The following is an 18728-nucleotide window of genomic DNA, read 5'->3' as shown; positions in this document are numbered from 1 at the left end:
AGTTCATGCAAATACTGCTTCTACTGGCAGTCATTGCGGCAGGTGTGTTGGCTTGGGTATTTATTCCATCGCACGAAACCATCGGGCAAAAAACGCTTGAGCAGGCACTCAACGACGACTACAGCCTCGTTGGGCATCGAATCTACTCAACCGATCCGGATGCTGGCAACCGATTCGGCTACTTCGTATTGGCAACTGGCCAGAGCATTGAAGAGCAAGAGCCGTTTTTGGTCACTTCGGATCAGTTTATTCGCATGGAACAAACGGGTGATAACACCTTGTCTGTGACCGTCAATGGCCATATCTACCAATACCACAACGACTTGTGGGTACCAAAATCGGATGGAAAGTTGCAGCACTTTTTGGTCAGCGCAACTGCCAACTACGTGCGCTAAAAAACGGGAACATTACTACCCCCTCCCACCACACAAAAAAACAAAGCCCCGCATGCACTGCCGGGCTTTTTACGTTAACAAGAAAAGAACATCGAAAGGGGGGCGTTACTTCGCTAACACTTTCTCTTTAATCACTTTGAGTACCCCAGCCTCTTGGTTGCTTGGCGCAGAATAACGAGCGATTTTCTTAATCTCTTCATGCGCATTGGCAACCGCGTACGAATGCTCACTGACTTGCAGCATTTCGAGGTCATTGAGGTAATCACCAAACGTCATGGTTTCTGCCGGAGTAAAATTCATCGTCTCTTGAAGATGCTTAATGGCCGCGCCTTTAGACGCCTCGGCATTCATCACATCCAGCCAAATTTTTGCGCTCACTACGACTTTATGCGTTTCGCCAAACTTCGCGTTCATGGTCGGGAACAGGAGCTCTTCCGAACCGTCAAAGTGACAAATTGCCACCTTAATGAACTCGTCTTCGACCTCAAGCAAATCCGGCACATATTCACAGCGGTGGTAGTACTTTTGAAACTCTTCCAGCGATTGCTGATCATGCGTTTCGATGTACGCCGAGCGCTTGCCACACAATACGATGTTCGCCCCGTCAATTTCACGAGCCGCTTTCACAATCTCCGCCACTTCCGCTTTAGGAATGGTGCAACTGTAGAGCTCTTTGTCTTGGTACATCACCAAGGTGCCGTTTTCGGCCACATACAACACTCGCTCTTTGATTGGCGCGAACGTGTCTCGCAGGCTGTAATACTGACGACCAGACGCAGCGGAGAACAAAATGCCTTGCTCTTCCAGTTGCAAAAACAGATCGAAAAACTCTGGATCCAAACGACCGTATTGGTCAAGCAAAGTGCCGTCCATATCGGAAGCAATAAATTTGATGCGAACTTGTGACATTAACTAAAACTCTAAATGACGCTGCGAAAAATATATCCATGTAAGGTACAGGATCTTGTATGAATCTCAAGTCGGGATGACGACGCCTTTCGCGATTACCAAGGGTGTAGTTTAAAGTAATCTTCACTGTGATCGATGAAAGCTCTCACAGCAGGAGACAAGTGTTTACGCGATGAATACAGCGCGTAAATGTTGAGATCATTTGGCTTCCAATTCGGCAACACCGACTCAAGCTGACCCGATTGCAGATAGATATTGCTCAAATAGGTTGGCAACATCGAAATACCCATGCCTTGTAAAGCGCCATGCAATAACGCCGTGGCCTCATTGCTGGTTAGGCGACACTCAATTCCCACCGATTCGAACTGCTCGCCCTGCGACAAATGCCATACGTGACGCTCAAAGTTTTTGTAACCCAAACAGTCGTGTGAAGATAAATCTCGGGGATGCGCGATCGCGTGGTGAGTTTGCAAGTATTGCGGCGATGCCACCAACACCGATTCACACACCGCAATCGGCTTACCAATCAAAGAAGGATCGGGATCTGACGCAATTCGGATTGCCAGATCGATGCGTTGCTCGGTTAGATCACTCACTGAGTCTTGCAGATCTATGTCGATATGCACTTTGGGGTGCTTTTGCATAAAACTGTTTACTGCTGGGATCAACTGTGAGAACCCAAATGAAGTGCTCGACGCGAGACGGATTTTTCCGGACAGCTCACCATCAACGGCAATGTTCGACGTCAACGTATCGGCCTGTTTTAACCAGCGCTCAATCTGAGGCAAGCTGCGCTCCCCTGCGGTGGTGAGTGACACCTTGCGCGTAGTGCGGTGCAACAAACGAGTTTGTAGCCAGTTCTCCATCGCCTCTACATAACGAGTCACCATTGGCCGAGACATGTCTAACCGCTCGGCGGTAGCGGTAAAACTGCCAGAATACACCACATCCACAAATACTTTTGCTGCCGTTACTCTGTCCATACATTTGCTCGAAATAAGAAATAGTGATGCACATTATTGTGTATTTTTCCGAGCGTATCAATTTTCTAATATAGCTCCCGTTCCCAAGCCATCGTCGCTTGGCCCCAAATTCTTTAGGAGCTTATTATGAAAAAATTCACTTTGATTGCTGCATCCATTTTAATGGCAAGCCCTGCTCTAGCGGCAAACCACTCTCCCCTTACTCTTGAGGTTTACAACGCCGATGGTAACAGCTTCCACGTTAACTCAACCTTGGTATACGGTGAGACTGATGCCATGGTCATCGACACTGGCTTCACCAAAGCTGACGCGATGCGCATTGCCGCTAAAGTGCTGGACTCAGGCAAAACGCTTAAAACCATTTTCATCAGCCAAGCGGACCCAGATTACTACTTTGGCGCAGAGGCCTTACACCAACAGTTCCCTGATGCGCAGATCATCACAACGCCAGCGGTTCAAAAAATTATTAAAGAGAAGTTGGCTGGAAAGTTGGCGTACTGGGGACCAAAGCTTGGCGCAAACGCACCGGTAAAACCAGTAATCCCTGTCGCATACGACAAAGCATCATTAGAGCTAGAAGGTCATAAGATTGAAATCCGTGGTAACCATGGCACATCAGCACACCGCCCTTACCTATGGATTCCAGATAACAAAGCGATTCTAGGTAACGTAGCCGTGTACTCAAACGTGCATTTATGGATGGCAGATGCCGCTGACCAAACCGCTATCAATGCTTGGGAGCAGCAGCTTAGCGAGATGCTTGCGCTTAAACCTCAAGTGGTCATTCCTGGTCACATGAAAGCAGGCACAAAGCTGAACGCAGACACCATTCGCTACTCGCAACAATACTTACAGGATTTTCAGCAAGCGAAAAAACACAGCAATAACAGTGCTCAACTCATTGACACCATGTCAGCGAAATACCCAGAAGCTCAATTGCCAATCGCGCTAGAAATCGGTGCGAAAGTGCATACTGGTGAAATGTCATGGTAACCGTGCATTACTTCTTCGATCCCATGTGTGGTTGGTGCTACGGGGCATCACCACTCATCGAAGCCTTGATGGACACCTCTCAATTTAAGGTGGAGCTTCATCCCGGCGGCATGATTGAGAAGCGCGCAATTGAGCCTGAATTTCGTCAGCACATCATCAACAGTGACGCTCGTATCGCAACCGAAACCGGAGCAACGTTTGGTGAAGCATATCTGCAACGCGTGAAAAGCGACGATGCGTTTGTTCTTGATTCTTATCTACCAACACAAGCGATCTTGAGTGCGGAGAAAATGGGGCTGAATCCATGGCACATGCTAAAGGCCATCCAATCCGCGCATTATCAGCTCGGGTTAAAAGTGAATGAAGCATCGACGCTCAAAGCCATTGCAGAATCGCTAGGTTTAGCAAACGATGCGTGGGAGCAAAACATGACGTTAAGCGAAGCCGAACTAAACGAGAGAATTCGCTCTAGCCGACAGTTGATGCGCCAGTTAAACGTTGGTGGTTACCCAACCCTGATTGCAGAAGTAAATGGCGAGTACTTGACCTTGCCGCACTCGGCCTACTACGACAAACCGGCACAGTGGAAGCTTGCATTACAAAAACTGCAATAAACTCTTCCCCACTCGCTCTTGTCCTTAATCCAAGAGCGAGTGCACACACCGACATGGCAATCCTGACTCAAACAGGTACAATCCTCGCTCGAATTTTTACTCGCGCGGATAACCACCATGCACTCGCCTGAACATTGTTTTACACGTTTTACTGCTGATACTTCTGACTATGAATTACCAACGCAGTTTACGTTTCCGTTCTACTACACGCCGCATCCTCTTTGCGTTTTGGCCGCAAAGCAATTGCAACAGCACTTATTAGCGCAAACCGACTTCGAACACGATTTTGGTTTGGTTAATGAAGAAACGGGGCGAGGCAAAATGTTTGGCGTATTGCTGGTAGAAAGCCCTCAAGGCGAGCTCGGCTTTTTAAGTGCATTTTCTGGCAAAATTGCTGACCAAAACTTGATTCCAGGATTTGTCCCTCCTGTGTACGACATGCTGACCGATGAAGGCTTCTTCCGCGCAGAAACGGATGCCATCAACGCCGCCAATGCGGAGTACAAAACCTGTGCTGCGAATCCGGAATTAGCGGATCTTAAAGCGCAAATCCAAGCCGACCGAGCCGCTTATCAGCAAGAGGAGCAAACACAGCGCCAAGTGATGATAGACGGCCGCGCCGCACGCAAACGACAGCGCCAACAGGGCGAGCAAACGCTCAATGCCGATGATCTCAAAATCTTGTTGGATGAGTTGGGTAAGCAAAGTGTCGCCGAGAAAAATGTTCTCAAATACTTAAAGCAAGCGTGGGATGAAAAGCTTGCAATCAAAGAAGCACGATTGGCCGAGTTAGAGCAGCAACTTGCTCACCTGAAAGAGCAGCGCAAGACGCTCTCCAACGCTTTACAGCACAAATTGCATAAACAATACCGCTTCCTAAACAGCCATGGCGAAACACGCGACTTGGTGGACATTTTTTCGGACACCACAAACCCAATACCACCAGCAGGTGCAGGGGAATGTGCTGCGCCCAAACTGCTCCAATACGCGTTTAAATACGGATTCAAACCGCTGGCGCTGGCAGAATTTTGGTGGGGTGTGTCGCCAAAGTCTGAAGTTCGCCAACACAAAAAGTTCTACCCATCGTGCAACAGCAAATGTCAGCCGATTTTGGGCCATATGATGCAAGGGCTGGATGTCGAACCTAACCCATTAGCGGAGAATTGGGCAGAAGACAAAGAACTAGAGATAATCTACCAAGACGACGCTATGGTCGTCGTCAACAAGCCATCGGGCTTACTTTCAGTGCCGGGTAAAACCATCAAAGACTCTGCTTATACGCGCTTACAAGCGATGTTCCCTGATGTGGAAGGGCCGTTTGTGATTCATCGCCTCGACATGGCGACCTCTGGCATTTTGGTGTTTGCCTTAACTAAGCGCGCGAACAAAAGCCTGCAAAAACAGTTTATGGCTCGCGGCGTACAAAAACGTTATATGGCACTGCTCGAAGGCGTATTGAACGAGCCGGAAGGGGAAATTTCACTGCCAATGCGTGGTGACCCAGATGACCGCCCACGTCAACTGGTGTGTTTTGAACACGGGAAACATGCAGAAACCTACTGGCAGCTGATTGAAGTCAAAGATGGACGCAGCAAGGTATACATGTATCCGAAAACCGGGCGAACTCACCAACTACGTGTACACAGTGCTCATCATATGGGATTAAACATGCCAATGGTTGGTGATGGTTTATACGGCGAAAAAGCGAATCGCTTACACCTGCATGCTGAGATGCTAGAGCTGGATCATCCATACAGTAAAGAGCGCATGGTGTTCAAAGCTGGGTGCGAATTCTAACGTCTTCCAGATTTTAAATAACAAAAGGCACTGACTAACAGTGCCTTTTTTGGTTTCTAACAACAGAATAAGCGTGATGCGCGATACCGAAAACCGTTAGCTCACCTTAAACTTGGTCCACACCTGAGAGCGCCAACGCCTTGCCATGATGATACCACGTACCCATTCATCGAGTGCGATTGCCATCCAAGCCCCTAAAACGCCATAACCCAAGTGGATGCCAAAGATGTAAGAGAAAAGCACGCCTAGTCCCCACATACTCAAAATACCCATTTGCACTGGGAACTTGATGTCACCCGCGCCTTTGAGCCCCGCGATAAAAATCAGGTTAAACACACGTCCGGCCTCGAGCAAAATTGAGCCCATGACTAACGAACCTGCCAATGCGAGTATTTCTGGTTGATCGGTAAATACGCGCAGAATCTCTTCTCTAAACAGGTAAATCAGTGTGGTTGCCGCCGTTGATGTCACAAATCCCACTAAGAAGTAGATTTGTACGCGTTTTAAAATGCTGCTCACCCAACCTTTACCGATGTAGTAACCAGTCTGAATTTGCGCAGCCTGACCAATTGCCAACGCGAAAGCAAACGAGAAACGGGCAATGTTTTGCGCATAAGTGAAAGCTGCCAACGATGCCGTCCCCATTTGCACCACAAAGTACACAATGCAGATTTGCGCCACGTTGTAAGACAGCACTTCACCCGCGTTCATACCGCCGATTTTTAAGATCTTTTTGTAAATTTCTGCGGGCACTTGTTTCATGGTCGACATTGGTAGTTCAATGCTGCTGCGAGCTAGAATAAACCATAACATTAACGTACCGATGACTTGGCTGACGACGGTTGCTATTGCTACACCTTGCACACCATACACAGGTAAACCGAATGGCTGGTAAAGCGCAATATAGTTACCAATGATGTTGAACACACCCGAGATCAAGTTCACCACCATTGGAGAGCGCGAATAGCCATGGCTACGCAGAATGGTCGTAAAGACTATGCCTATGGTGACGTTGAACGTCATCGCTCCGCTGATCAGCAAATATTCACGTGCGTATTGCTCGACTTGTGCCTCCAAACCGTAATACGGGAGCAGGAATATCGCGCCAAGCACGGCAATCACACTCAAGAACGCACCGACAATCACGGACAGCACAATACTTGCAACGCCGACGTTCACAGACTCTTGCTCGCGCCCAGCGCCGTTGTATTGGGCAATCAAAATCCCCGTTCCGCTGCTGACAAACGTCGAAACGATGATTAAGAAAAAGGTAATCTGCGTGATCACACCAACAGCGGATACCGCTTTGTCTGAGTAGCCACTCAGCATGAACACGTCACTGGTTCCTAAAGCCGTCCGTAGCAAAATTTCGACAAGAATCGGCCAAGCCAATGCCACGATGGACATTCGTTGGTTGATGTTTTGGCTTTTAGGCATGTTTTTAACCTTTCCTACAACTAAAAACTGCCTCACAAAATGTGTGAAGCAGTTTGGAAAAAGAGTAACTCGAATGAAGCTCGATATGAGGTCGTGATTTAGCGCGGATTCTAGTCGCATATTGGTCACAACGACAACAATATTTCGATTTGTTTCGGAAAAATATTTCTAATGCTTTTTCACAACGAAAAACTCATTGCCGGAATTTAGAGATCGTCGATTGACGAACAATGAGCTCAATAGGTAGAAGGCGCAGTTCATGCTATTCCCAACAGAGTTGAGTCAGGATAGATCCTGCAAATACGGCGGTGGAAATGCATTACTTTGAATTATTAATCGAACCATCTGAAGCCATAAAGATCCGCCATGGAAAACTTTATAAGCCTTTGTTGCGCTTTGAGCACTCTCACCAAACCACACTTCTAGGCCCATACTAAAAATGACTGACATCACATTTGGAAACTTTGTTGTTCTATTCATCGCTAAAATACCGCCTAGAATAAGCGTACACGTTAATTAAGCAAGGATACGTAATGTCGACATTGGCTGGAGCACGCTTAGAGGAAATGGCGGATATCCGCTCAACAAGAAAAAAGAAAATTGTCTTTTTATGCTCCAGTATCGCCGCGGCATGTTTAACTTATGGCTCCATTGCTCAATTGTTTGAGGATAATTGGGGATTAAGCTTTTTCCATGCTCTGTGTGCCTTAGCCTGTTTAGGTATCAGTTATGTGATAAAGGTTCAACGACATCATCAATATGCCGACCTATGGCTGAGTGCAGTATTGATGTTCGAAGGGTTATTGCTACTTCTGTATAACGATGCCCCCTCAGGCAAACTGCTATGGCTATACCCCATTGTCGCTACTCTGGTGCTGATCAATGAGTTTAAAGTCGGTCTGCTGTTTAGTGGCACCTATATCTTACTGATCTTTTTTGGCGTCGTTTTTTTAGATCGGCTACCAACAGCCAGTGACATCATAGAACGACGATTTATGCTGACCCTGATAGCAACTGCATTTGTGTGTCACACATTCTCGTACTACTACACAAAAGTCCTCAACTACATTCAAACACTTTATCGTGAAGGGATTGAAGAGTTGGCGTATTTTGACCAACTCACAGGGCTTGCCAACCGCTGGAGCTTTGAAACTTGGGCACGTGCAAAGCTCGATGAGATCAACCATTCATCTGATGACAGTATCACTGCTCTGGTCTTCCTAGATATTGATAACTTCAAACACATTAACGATACCTACGGACACGATATTGGTGACCAAGTGCTTCAAGCCTTTGCAACTCGATTAAAAAACAATGTTCGCCATAAAGACAGAAAAACCGACAAACACGACTACTCCATCGCTCGATTTGCGGGCGACGAGTTTGTGCTCATGCTGTACGACATAAACAGTAAAGATGACCTCGACAGCATTTTGAAGCGTATTGTGAATCTATTCCCAAAAGGCTACCGAAGCTACGATATGATTAACGAGTTAACAATGAGTGTGGGCGCTGCTATCTACAAACAAGATGCGAAGGATTTATCTGAATTGACTCGGTGCGCAGATAAAGCAATGTATGCGGCTAAACACACAGGGAAAAACCAATACGCGTATTACGAGCACTGCAATACCGAAGAGAAGTCAGCCTCTGAAACACCGACTGTATCAGAAGCTTGCTAATGGTTAAGCGAATACATGCATAACCCATAGCCCCAGCACCAGAAATACGATTAGCCACACAGCTTGCAGCACTCTGCTCGGCTTATCTTGCTGGCGACTGAATTGGCCTTTAAACGCACGGTCCTTCACTTTGCCTATTAAGCCTTTCCCTAGAGCACGTCGATAGAATTCACGTCTCTTATGGGCTGCATTGGCGACCTCGGTAAAACGATGTCTTTGCTCATTGGTGAGATCTTTGTCCTCGTAACGAGGAGGGAGATCAGAATGCTTGCGTTGTACTGCCATCACTTCCTCCCTGGTCGATGGGTACATTTTTATTAAGTATATACCCAAATAACCAAAAGATGCGTTATAAGTGAAGGACATAGACGAAAAAACCACCCGAAGGTGGCTTTGTTACAGGCAAAAAGGACGCTTTAGAAGTACTCACATAAATACGCAGTCGCGTCTTTCACTTGAAGCTCAAATGAGGAGTTCCCTTCCACTTCAAAAAACTCACCACTTTGGTAAGTCGTCCAATCACTCTCGCCGACACGCTTGACCACAAGTGCACCTTTTACAACCGTCATACGCTCAGGCGCTTGAGTGCCGAACGTGTATTCACCAGGAAGCATTACACCAACGCTAACGTCCTGATCATTCTGGTTAAAGCCTAGTGATTTTACACTACCTGCAAAATAGCTATTTTCCTTAATACTCATTATTGGTTTCCTTATCAAAAGTCCGCTCTTTTTTACCTTGTTTCTTCCTGTTACTCAAGCCCTGAAAGCCATTAAGCTCAACGTTATAAAGCACATCCTTTGCTACTGAGCGAGGCCACCTTTTTCTAGGCTTAACCAGACGACGTAATTAGTGAGATAAAGTCGGTGAATTAGTTAACGCTAGCAAACAATAAAACCATCAATAAGAGTGTATCCGAATGTAAAAGTGGACATTAGATCATAATTTCTTAGTCTTAATGGCGGGATTGTTTGTTTTTGAGAAGGAAGGTTTCCACCATATTAAAAAAGGGAAGAAAAGTAGACCAATGACGGACTCAGCTCGCCGAAGGCGGAAAACAAGACAGGAACCAAAACTTTCATTTTGGGCTCGCCACCAATCCAAAGTCCTCAAAAGCACATTTGCCGTTTTTGGGGTGGGTCTTTTGACGTTTTTCAGCTATCAAATCCACCTATCCTATCAAGACCATATTGACCCGGAAAAAGTCTACGGCGAGTGGATTGAGATCGGCGCGCCACCCTACCAAACAGAACGTCTGACTTTCACGGAGGATGGGGTATATCGAAACCATCGACTCATCACGACAGAATTTGAATTCGATGGAAAGGTCATCACGTTGAACACCGGATTAGGAAAAACCGCGTACCAGATCTCGGGCTCTCACCTTTCACCTCAGATTCGCCGTATTGAGCCTCTTATTCCAGACCAACGATTCATCCGTAAGGGATTTGAGCATACCGTTCAAGGCTCAGAAACCGGAGCGGCTTCAAAACGTCGCGCTGCATTAAGTGAACATTTCAGCCGTGACTAGCACGTCTTCACGGCTATTTCTCCTTTCAATTCTCTTTCTATTTCGATGAAACAAAACCTTAATAAACAATGAAATAAGGTATTCATCGCATTTATCACACTCGCTACTGAGTAAACAATAATTTTAGTTTCTGCTGAGATTTTATAAATTATTGACTCAGTCTGACACTTTCTGTGTAACAGAGTGCGAGTTTTAGTTAAGTTCTCTCAAGTGCCTCGAAAACCGTCTTAATTTTTTTTGACGAAAAAAAACTCTCTGAAATGCTGAGTGTGATGCTTTTGCACATGGAGTAAATCCAATCATCTTATCTGGTGCAAGAGCAGCCTATGTTCTAGGTAGAACATGAATCCAAGGATTGAGAGAGAAGTTATGATTCGATTTAACCTATGTGCAGCTGGCGTTGCTTTAGCACTATCAGGTGCTGCAGTTGCGGCTCCAACCGCACCAAGTATCGATATGTACGGTTCCAACAACCTTCAGTTTTCTAAAATTGAACTCGCGATGGAAACCACGTCAGGCTACTACGACATGGTGAAATACCATGAGCAAGCGAAGATCACTGTTAAGTTTAACCAGTGGAGTGGCACGCCAGGTGATACTTACAACGTCTATTTTGATGGTGCAAAAGTAGCAACCGGCCCAATCACTGGTAGCCAAACAACAGCGACATTTGAATATGGTCAGGGCGGCCTATACCAAATGGAAATCGAGGCATGTGATGCGACAGGTTGTGCGAAAAGCGCACCAGCTGAAATCACGATTGCAGATACCGATGGTTCTCACTTGAAGCCACTGACGATGAACGTTGATCCAAACAACAAAACGTACAATACCGATCCAAGCGTCGTGATGGGTACGTATTTTGTTGAGTGGGGCATCTATGGTCGTGACTACACGGTCGATAACATGCCAGTCGACAACTTGACTCACATCCTTTACGGTTTTATCCCAATTTGTGGCCCAAATGAGTCTGTGAAGTCTGTTGGCGGCAACAGTTTCAATGCACTACAAACCGCTTGTACAGGCGTGCCTGACTACGAAGTCGTGATCCACGACCCTTGGGCCGCTTATCAGAAGAGCTTCCCACAAGCTGGTCATGAATACAGCACACCTATCAAGGGTAACTACGCAATGCTAATGGCATTGAAACAACGTAACCCTGATCTAAAAATCATCCCATCTATCGGTGGCTGGACGCTGTCTGACCCATTCTTCGATTTCGTGGACAAGAAAAACCGAGACACATTCGTCGCATCGGTTAAGAAGTTCCTGAAAACTTGGAAATTCTATGACGGTGTTGATATCGACTGGGAATTCCCAGGTGGCGGCGGTGCAGCCGCGGATAAGGGCGACCCTGTAAACGATGGCCCTGCTTACATCGCACTGATGCGTGAATTGCGCGTAATGCTTGATGAATTAGAAGCTGAGACAGGCCGTACTTACGAGCTAACGTCAGCTATCGGTGTCGGTTACGACAAGATTGAAGACGTAGACTATGCAGATGCGGTTCAATACATGGACTACATCTTCGCGATGACTTACGACTTCTATGGCGGTTGGAACAACGTTCCTGGTCACCAAACTGCGCTTTACTGTGGTTCATTCATGCGCCCTGGTCAGTGTGACGGTAGTGGCGTTGATGAGAACGGCGAACCGTACAAAGGTCCTGCTTACACAGCAGATAACGGCATCCAACTTCTTCTTGCTCAAGGCGTTCCTGCGAACAAGCTAGTACTTGGTACAGCAATGTACGGTCGTGGCTGGGAAGGCGTAACTCCAGATACGCTAACCGATCCAAATGACCCAATGACAGGTACTGCAACAGGTAAACTGAAGGGCAGCACAGCGCAAGGTGTTTGGGAAGATGGCGTAATCGACTACAAAGGCATTAAATCATTTATGCTAGGTGCCAACAACACTGGCATCAACGGCTTCGAGTACGGCTACGATGCCCAAGCAGAAGCACCATGGGTGTGGAACCGCACAACGGGTGAGTTGATCACATTTGATGACCATCGCTCAGTGCTAGCAAAAGGTAGCTACGCGAAGTCTCTAGGTCTTGCGGGTCTATTCTCTTGGGAAATCGACGCGGATAACGGTGACATTCTCAACGCAATGCACGAAGGTATGGCTGGCGGTGTAGTTCCTCAACCAAACCGTAAACCAACCGCAGCTGCTGGCGCAGATCAATCTGTAACTGGCCCTGCAAGTGTGGTTCTAGATGGCAGCCTATCGAAAGACTCTGACGGCACTATCGCAAGCTACGCTTGGGAGCAAGTCTCTGGCACTGCTGTGGTACTAGCAGGCGCCAACACTGCGAAAGCAAGCTTTGATGCAGCAGAAGTTACCGTTGAGGAGCAATTAACTTTCAAGCTAACGGTGACTGACAACGAAGGTGCAACGGCATCTGACCTTGTTGTAGTAACTGTGAAGCCAGCAGGTGTGGTTGACCCAGCAAACAATGTGCCAGTAGCGCAAGTTGTTGCTCCAGCAACAGCAAACGCTGGTGACGTTGTAGTTGTAGATGCGTCAGCCTCTAGCGATGCAGACAACGATACTCTTACTTTCAACTGGACGCTTCCTCAAGGTTTGAACGCAACGGTTGAAGGTTCTAAAGTAACTTTCACTGCTGCTGAATACCCGCAAGACACTAGCCTAAGCTTTACCGTAAGTGTGAGCGACGGCAAAGCGTCTTCAACGGCAAGCGCAACTGTTGTTGTTGCACAGCATACCACCGATCCAAACCCTGGTACCTGTGACAACGCATGGGATGCAAGCGCAGTGTACACAGGCGGCAACCAAGTCACTCATGCAGGTAAAACTTGGGAAGCGAAATGGTGGACTCAGGGTGACGATCCTAGCCAATCTGGCGAATGGGGCGTTTGGAAAGAAGTTGGCGTAGCTAACTGTAACTAAGCCCAACCTTGCAGACTTTCTGTAAAGTTAACGATCAAAGGACAGCTTCGGCTGTCCTTTTTTGTTTTTATCTCATAACGAGAAAAGCGATACCATAGACGAAAAACAATCCTAGGTATTGATTTCAAATCGAATTAGCCCAAAACGGACCGAGCCAATTAGCAAGCATGAAGATTACCAAGAACGATCGAGTAAACGGTCAAAACTACTGAAGACTTGTGCACACTTCATCACTCGGCCATGGCCTTGACCTTGCGTTGTCACTAACTCAACATTTTCAATCTCTTCAGCGGCTTGTGCAGAAATACTGTACTTAGTGAACTTATCCTGCTCATCATGAACAATGATGGCTGGAGACGAGCGCTCAGCCAAACGCTTTAGCGGATCAATTGACTGTAATGGGTAACCAAATTGATCTTCAACTTCTGAAACCACAGCATTAAAAAGCTTCATCGAATAACCTGAACGCGCAATGCTACCGAATAGGTTCTCTACGTAATTCAATACCGGTGCAATAAGCAGTAAAGGCTTGTTTTCTAATTTGCTATGTCTGCACTCAAGAGCAGAAGCGGTGCCCATGCTGTGCCCAACTAGACCAACAATATCGTCTACCGTATCTAACACATCTTCTAACCCTTTGACAAAACCCGGAATGTGCCCATACTGCCCTTCACTCTCACCATGTGCTGGATGATCGTATGCCAAAGCGGTGAACCCTTTCGACGCAATATGTTCCATCAACGGATAAAACTGACTTGCGGTGCCAGACCAACCATGAGTTAACACCCAAATAGGTCCAGAGCCCAAAGTGTAGGTTTTGATAATGCCTGCATGCCCTTTAATTTCACCCTTGGTAAGTCCTTGAGGTTCGGTGTTTTTAGGTGCTGTGCGAGCAGGTGTCAGGAGCAACTTACGCGCGGTATTCTTTGCATGGGAAGGGGCCAGCGTATGGTGTAAACGCGTACTGATGTTCACCAAACTGCGCTTAATACTGAAACGTTGCGATGTATTAAAGTAAATTTTTTCACTCATGATTATGTCCTTAACTATCAGCTAAGCACAAAAATAGAACGGTCGTGCTTTTTATGCTGATAAGAAAGAGCGAACTCAGCCGCTCTTTATGATTTTATGTCTACAAATCTGGAAAGCGAATAACTGGTATCAGCCTTTCCAGCGAGAAAATAAGTTGTCGATCCCTTGCCAAAACAGGCGCAAGCTTTCTTCCTCACCTTTAATTGAGTAAAAAACATGCGCACTCAAATAAAGACCGTATAAATCAAACGTTGCTTGGCGTGTATCTATGTCTGCTGCAAATTCTTGCTTCTCTTTGCCTTTCGTTATTTGGATCTCCAAATAGCTCAGCCAAGTGTCTATGGATTTACGCAGTCCGGCCTGAAGTGGGCAATCTTTATCTGCCGTGTCATTCCAAGCGTCTAGAAACATACAACTTCCTTGAAATGCGTGGTTCCAAGTCATCCAAGAGTCGAGCAACCCTCGAATTTTACGTTCGATATTGCCATCCCCTGCTTCACGAACAGGCTCAATAACCCGAGCAGCGAACACTTTATTGGCGTGCTCCAATACCGATAGTTGTAAATTCAACTTCGAATTGAAGTGAGCAAACAGACCACTTTTCGACATACCGCATTGCTTGGCTAACTCACCAATCGTAAGACTTTCTAATCCGTCTTCGCTGGCGATCTCAAAAGCCCGTTGCAGAATAAACTCTTTTGTCACTTTTCCTTTTTGCATAATCTTATTTTTAGCACGATCGTTCTTTTTTGCAATCTAGAGTTAACTGGTCTAACCATACATTAGTGTCATTTTCGACTCGCTAATCACGTATTGAGTTGGTTAATGGGTTAATAATTAAGAAGTTTGAAGTAAGTCTTAAATTTAAACACAGCTTCAGTGTAAGCGCGAGTCTGTTGACTTTTTCACGCATTAATTCAGCCACAACCTGCTACTTTCACCTAAGTTTTTTTATTTAGGTAAGTAATGTAATGGCAAAGAAACAAAAAATAGCCAGCTTAGAGTTTGCGCGTATTATTGCGATGTTTGCAATTATAGGATTGCACTGCCAGATGGCCCTGACATACTGGCAATGGGATGGAATACCGTGGGTTGGCTATATGCTCAACCAATTGGCTCGTTTTGCTGTGCCACTGTTTTTTCTCATTTCTGGTTATCTTATCCAGCCCAAACTAAGCCGCGCACCTATCGAAACACTAAAAAACTACGCCAAACCACTGATGAAGGTTTGGCTCATTTGGAGCGTGCTCAGTTTATTGATGCCATTCCAGTGGCAAACTGTCGCTGAGGCGGGGTATCTCGCCGAAAGGCAGGGCTACTGGGGCTACTTAATGTCGACCCCGCTCAATTCACTCGTCGAAGGCGGGCTCGTTCACCTGTGGTTTATTCCAGCTCTGGTCATTGCCGTTGCCTTAATTGCCTTCCTCGTGCATATCAATATGGCTCAATTGGTACTGCCAACCGCCGTATTACTATACATATACGGCGTGTTTGCTGGCAGTTATTCGACTATTACCGATCTGCCAGCGCCTTTCTTTACTCGTAATGGGCCGTTTTTCAGTACTTTGCTGGTAACACTGGGTTATCTAGCACGAGAAGAACAGTGGCGATGGTCGCGAAACAATACGATTCGATGCATTCTTCTTGGTATGGCGCTGCATTTTGGTGAAGCTTATTGGCTAATGCAACACGAGGTCGCTTTTAATTCTCACGACTTCCTGTTTGGTACTGTTATCTGGGCCCTGGGTGTCTTCATGTGGCTGTTAGTCCACCCACATTTTGGCGATATGCCTTGGGTATTCAAACTATCTCCTAGCGTGTTAGGCATTTATGTTAGCCATCTGCTTGTGATAATTATTATGATGAATGTCGCTGGATTTATCGGGTTGCAATACCTTGCGAAAGATGTGTTTATTTATCTTGCAACGATTGTCGCAACCATACTGCTTGTGAAAGCAATTGAGGCTTCACCGTTGAGAAAATGGCTGCTGCGCTAAATCCATTCAGCGCTCGATATAGCTAGCTCTAACTCAAAAGGGTTAGAGCTAGCCAGTTAAAAATGAGATTTCTCTCTCACTGACCAATTTTTGACTTTCTAATCCTTCAGAATTTGCCGTCACTCACAAAAAACATTGTTCATTTCCTTTAAATTGGCTCGAATATTACAACATTGCTCATTAAACGGAGGCTGTATGTGGGCAGGTCAAGGACTCGTTCCTTTTTTAGAGATTAGCCATTGGTTAACTTACGGTTTGTATGCCGCTGTGGTTTTATTTGGCGCAGCAAGCATTGCGTCACTCAGAAAATAGTGGCGCACACTATCATTTCCTAACTCCTACTGTTAATTCGAGCTCTCTCACAACTAACTCATTAATTTGTGGCTAATATTTCTCCAACCAGACAAAGGAGAAATGTCTATGCCAATCTATCCAATTGTGGCTTTCTGCTGTTTGTTGTTCTCTAGCGCCACCTTTGCTGCACCCACCAATGAACTGAACCTTGTTAATTCTGGTGTCGGTTACGCGGCTCTCATTATCTTTTCGATTGCTTACATACTGGTTATGTTGGAAGAGTATCTGAAAATGAGAAAATCCAAGCCTGTGCTGCTCGCTGCAGGGTTAATTTGGATTCTGATTGGCTACACCTTTGCTCAACACAACCAGCCAGAAATCGCCAAATCCGCACTAGAACACAACTTGTTGGAATACGCGGAACTGCTGCTGTTTTTGTTAGTAGCGATGACTTACATCAATGCTATGGAAGAGCGCAAACTCTTCGATGCCTTACAGGCGTGGATGGTCGGCAAAGGCTTTGGCTTCAAAAAGCTGTTTTGGCTGACGGGGTTTCTCGCCTTTATTATTTCACCGATTGCCGATAACTTAACCACAGCCCTCTTGATGTGCGCTGTGGTGATGAAAGTCTCTGGTGATAATCCTAGATTCGTGAATCTTGCCTGTATCAACATTGTTATCGCTGCCAACGCTGGCGGTGCATTCAGCCCGTTTGGTGACATTACGACCCTGATGGTGTGGCAAGCCGGGCATGTCAGCTTTGCTGAATTCATCCCGTTATTCGTCCCGTCACTGGTGAACTATTTGGTTCCTGCGTTTTTGATGTCACTCTTTGTTCCAAACACCAAACCGAATACGATTCATCAACACGTAGAACTGAAACGCGGCGCGAGACGTATTGTCGCACTATTCATTCTGACGATTGCCACCGCAGTCTCTTTCCACGCTTTGCTGCACTTCCCACCAGTTATGGGCATGATGATGGGCTTGGCCTACTTACAATTTTTCGGCTACTTCTTACGCCAAACACTCAAACATTCCTTGGCAAAAAAAGCGGCCATGGCAATTGCCAATGGCGACGATCACGCATTAAAACGCTTAGGTTCAGTCGTTCCGTTTGACGTGTTCCACCGTGTATCTCGCGCAGAATGGGACACCTTGCTGTTCTTCTACGGCGTAGTGATGTGTGTCGGCGGTTTGAGCTTACTTGGCTATCTCGAACTGGTTTCAAACATCATGTACAACCAATGGAACCCTGTCTGGGCCAACGTGATGGTTGGTGTTCTATCTGCCATCGTCGATAACATTCCGGTGATGTTTGCTGTACTGACTATGGAACCAAGCATGTCGATGGGGAACTGGTTACTTGTCACATTGACTGCGGGTGTGGGGGGCAGCTTGCTTTCAATAGGCTCTGCGGCAGGTGTCGCATTAATGGGAGCCGCGCGTGGTCAATATACCTTCTTTGGCCACCTAAAATGGGCTCCCGTCATCGCCTTGGGTTATGCCGCCAGTATTGCGGTACACTTGTGGATGAATAGCGGTTTATTTACCTAAAAGCACCGCGCGTCAGGCGCTTAACTTGCGATATAACCTAACTGTCGGATGGGTGGTTAACGCCATCCATCACTTCGATAGTTCCCAATTCATATGGGTTGACGCCCTCTAAACAGCCGACATTATAGCCGTACTCACTCGGGTCAGAGCGACGCTGATGGTGCGTATAAATACCACATTCGCCACAGAAAAAGTGCTTCGCTGTGCGAGTGTTAAACTGATACAGCTTCAAAACATCTTCGCCTTGCACGATACGAATACCATTCAGAGGCACAGATGCCACAATCGCGCCGCGACGTCGACACATGGAGCAATCACATCGTCTCGGCTTCTCAATACCATTAGGTAATGCAAGTTCCAGTTCAACTTTTCCGCAGTGACAACTCAGTCGATGTAATGCGTTGATTTGGGTAGTGCCGACTTTCTTAATCATAACTTTTCCTTGTTGTTTTTCTACCTGTGTACATTATGTTAAACAGGCTAGCATCAGCACAATCTTGTCCAAAAACTCGACATTCATCACTTTTCGCGACATTTTATTGGCCGATTTGTTAGTTGCTATTTTGGCAACTGTTTATCTCGTTGGATGGA

Annotated in this window: 17 protein-coding genes; 9 read left to right on the top strand and 8 right to left on the bottom strand. The window is 46.4% G+C overall.

All coding sequences use genetic code 11. From position 1 onward, the window contains the following. Positions 1-5: 5 nt before the first annotated feature. Positions 6-395: a hypothetical protein gene (locus CBX98_RS12550; protein WP_242446587.1), complete on the top strand. Its 390-nt coding sequence runs from the start codon at positions 6-8 to the stop codon at positions 393-395. A 105-nt stretch (positions 396-500) separates the two neighbouring features. Here CBX98_RS12550 and CBX98_RS12545 read toward each other — a convergent pair whose 3' ends face one another. Together CBX98_RS12545 and CBX98_RS12540 are read right to left on the bottom strand one after the other, a co-directional pair. Further along, positions 501-1304 (bottom strand): HAD family hydrolase, encoded by an 804-nt coding sequence (locus tag CBX98_RS12545; RefSeq protein WP_109169346.1) that lies wholly within the window; start codon positions 1302-1304, stop codon positions 501-503. 95 nt (positions 1305-1399) lie between these two features. After that, positions 1400-2287, bottom strand: a complete 888-nt coding sequence (locus CBX98_RS12540; protein ID WP_109169345.1) for a LysR family transcriptional regulator — start codon at positions 2285-2287, stop codon at positions 1400-1402. Positions 2288-2413: 126 nt separating this feature from the next. Here CBX98_RS12540 and CBX98_RS12535 point away from each other — a divergent pair, with 126 nt between their 5' ends. From CBX98_RS12535 to CBX98_RS12525, 3 genes are all read left to right on the top strand, one after another. Continuing rightward, the gene (locus tag CBX98_RS12535; protein ID WP_109169343.1) at positions 2414-3280 is read left to right on the top strand and encodes an MBL fold metallo-hydrolase; all 867 of its coding nucleotides are present in this window, start codon (positions 2414-2416) and stop codon (positions 3278-3280) included. Next, the gene (locus CBX98_RS12530) at positions 3274-3894 is read left to right on the top strand and encodes a DsbA family protein (protein WP_109169341.1); all 621 of its coding nucleotides are present in this window, start codon (positions 3274-3276) and stop codon (positions 3892-3894) included. The genes CBX98_RS12535 and CBX98_RS12530 overlap by 7 nt, the downstream gene beginning before the upstream one ends. Positions 3895-4011: 117 nt before the next feature. Further along, positions 4012-5691, top strand: coding sequence for a pseudouridine synthase (locus CBX98_RS12525; RefSeq protein WP_109169340.1), 1680 nt, complete (start codon positions 4012-4014; stop codon positions 5689-5691). 96 nt (positions 5692-5787) lie between these two features. Here CBX98_RS12525 and CBX98_RS12520 read toward each other — a convergent pair whose 3' ends face one another. Then, entirely contained in the window at positions 5788-7128 is a 1341-nt protein-coding gene (locus tag CBX98_RS12520; RefSeq protein ID WP_109169339.1) for an MATE family efflux transporter, read from the bottom strand. A 533-nt stretch (positions 7129-7661) separates the two neighbouring features. On the opposite strand from CBX98_RS12520, the gene CBX98_RS12510 reads away from it, so the two are divergent. Beyond that, positions 7662-8810, top strand: a complete 1149-nt coding sequence (locus tag CBX98_RS12510) for a GGDEF domain-containing protein (protein ID WP_104973238.1) — start codon at positions 7662-7664, stop codon at positions 8808-8810. A gap of 3 nt (positions 8811-8813) precedes the next feature. On the opposite strand, the gene CBX98_RS12505 is transcribed toward CBX98_RS12510, so the two are convergent. Together CBX98_RS12505 and CBX98_RS12500 are read right to left on the bottom strand one after the other, a co-directional pair. Further along, complete coding sequence (locus CBX98_RS12505; protein WP_104972160.1) at positions 8814-9095, bottom strand: hypothetical protein; 282 nt, start codon at positions 9093-9095, stop codon at positions 8814-8816. A 131-nt stretch (positions 9096-9226) separates the two neighbouring features. Beyond that, the gene (locus tag CBX98_RS12500; RefSeq protein ID WP_005392006.1) at positions 9227-9511 is read right to left on the bottom strand and encodes a pyrimidine/purine nucleoside phosphorylase; all 285 of its coding nucleotides are present in this window, start codon (positions 9509-9511) and stop codon (positions 9227-9229) included. 326 nt (positions 9512-9837) lie between these two features. On the opposite strand from CBX98_RS12500, the gene CBX98_RS12495 reads away from it, so the two are divergent. Together CBX98_RS12495 and CBX98_RS12490 are read left to right on the top strand one after the other, a co-directional pair. Beyond that, positions 9838-10341: a DUF2850 domain-containing protein gene (locus CBX98_RS12495; protein ID WP_104972159.1), complete on the top strand. Its 504-nt coding sequence runs from the start codon at positions 9838-9840 to the stop codon at positions 10339-10341. A gap of 369 nt (positions 10342-10710) precedes the next feature. After that, positions 10711-13257 (top strand): glycosyl hydrolase family 18 protein, encoded by a 2547-nt coding sequence (locus CBX98_RS12490; RefSeq protein WP_109169338.1) that lies wholly within the window; start codon positions 10711-10713, stop codon positions 13255-13257. A 174-nt stretch (positions 13258-13431) separates the two neighbouring features. On the opposite strand, the gene CBX98_RS12485 is transcribed toward CBX98_RS12490, so the two are convergent. Both CBX98_RS12485 and CBX98_RS12480 read right to left on the bottom strand, forming a co-directional pair. Continuing rightward, entirely contained in the window at positions 13432-14289 is an 858-nt protein-coding gene (locus CBX98_RS12485; RefSeq protein WP_109169337.1) for an alpha/beta hydrolase, read from the bottom strand. A gap of 129 nt (positions 14290-14418) precedes the next feature. Further along, positions 14419-15009 carry a TetR/AcrR family transcriptional regulator gene (locus tag CBX98_RS12480; protein ID WP_046875612.1) on the bottom strand — a complete coding sequence of 197 codons (591 nt, stop codon included), beginning with the start codon at positions 15007-15009 and terminating at the stop codon, positions 14419-14421. A 251-nt stretch (positions 15010-15260) separates the two neighbouring features. On the opposite strand from CBX98_RS12480, the gene CBX98_RS12475 reads away from it, so the two are divergent. After that, entirely contained in the window at positions 15261-16286 is a 1026-nt protein-coding gene (locus CBX98_RS12475) for an acyltransferase family protein (RefSeq protein WP_109169336.1), read from the top strand. Positions 16287-16706: 420 nt separating this feature from the next. Beyond that, on the top strand, positions 16707-18137 hold the full coding sequence (nhaD, locus tag CBX98_RS12470) for a sodium:proton antiporter NhaD (protein ID WP_053809315.1): 1431 nt from the start codon (positions 16707-16709) through the stop codon (positions 18135-18137). 37 nt (positions 18138-18174) lie between these two features. Here nhaD and CBX98_RS12465 read toward each other — a convergent pair whose 3' ends face one another. After that, positions 18175-18570: a GFA family protein gene (locus tag CBX98_RS12465; RefSeq protein ID WP_053809316.1), complete on the bottom strand. Its 396-nt coding sequence runs from the start codon at positions 18568-18570 to the stop codon at positions 18175-18177. Positions 18571-18728: the final 158 nt, after the last annotated feature.

Source organism: Vibrio sp. T9, assembly GCF_003123985.1.
In the GTDB taxonomy this organism is placed as follows: domain Bacteria; phylum Pseudomonadota; class Gammaproteobacteria; order Enterobacterales; family Vibrionaceae; genus Vibrio; species Vibrio diabolicus.
Note: the sequence above shows the minus strand (reverse complement) of the source record. Positions and strands in the feature narration are given on the sequence as shown.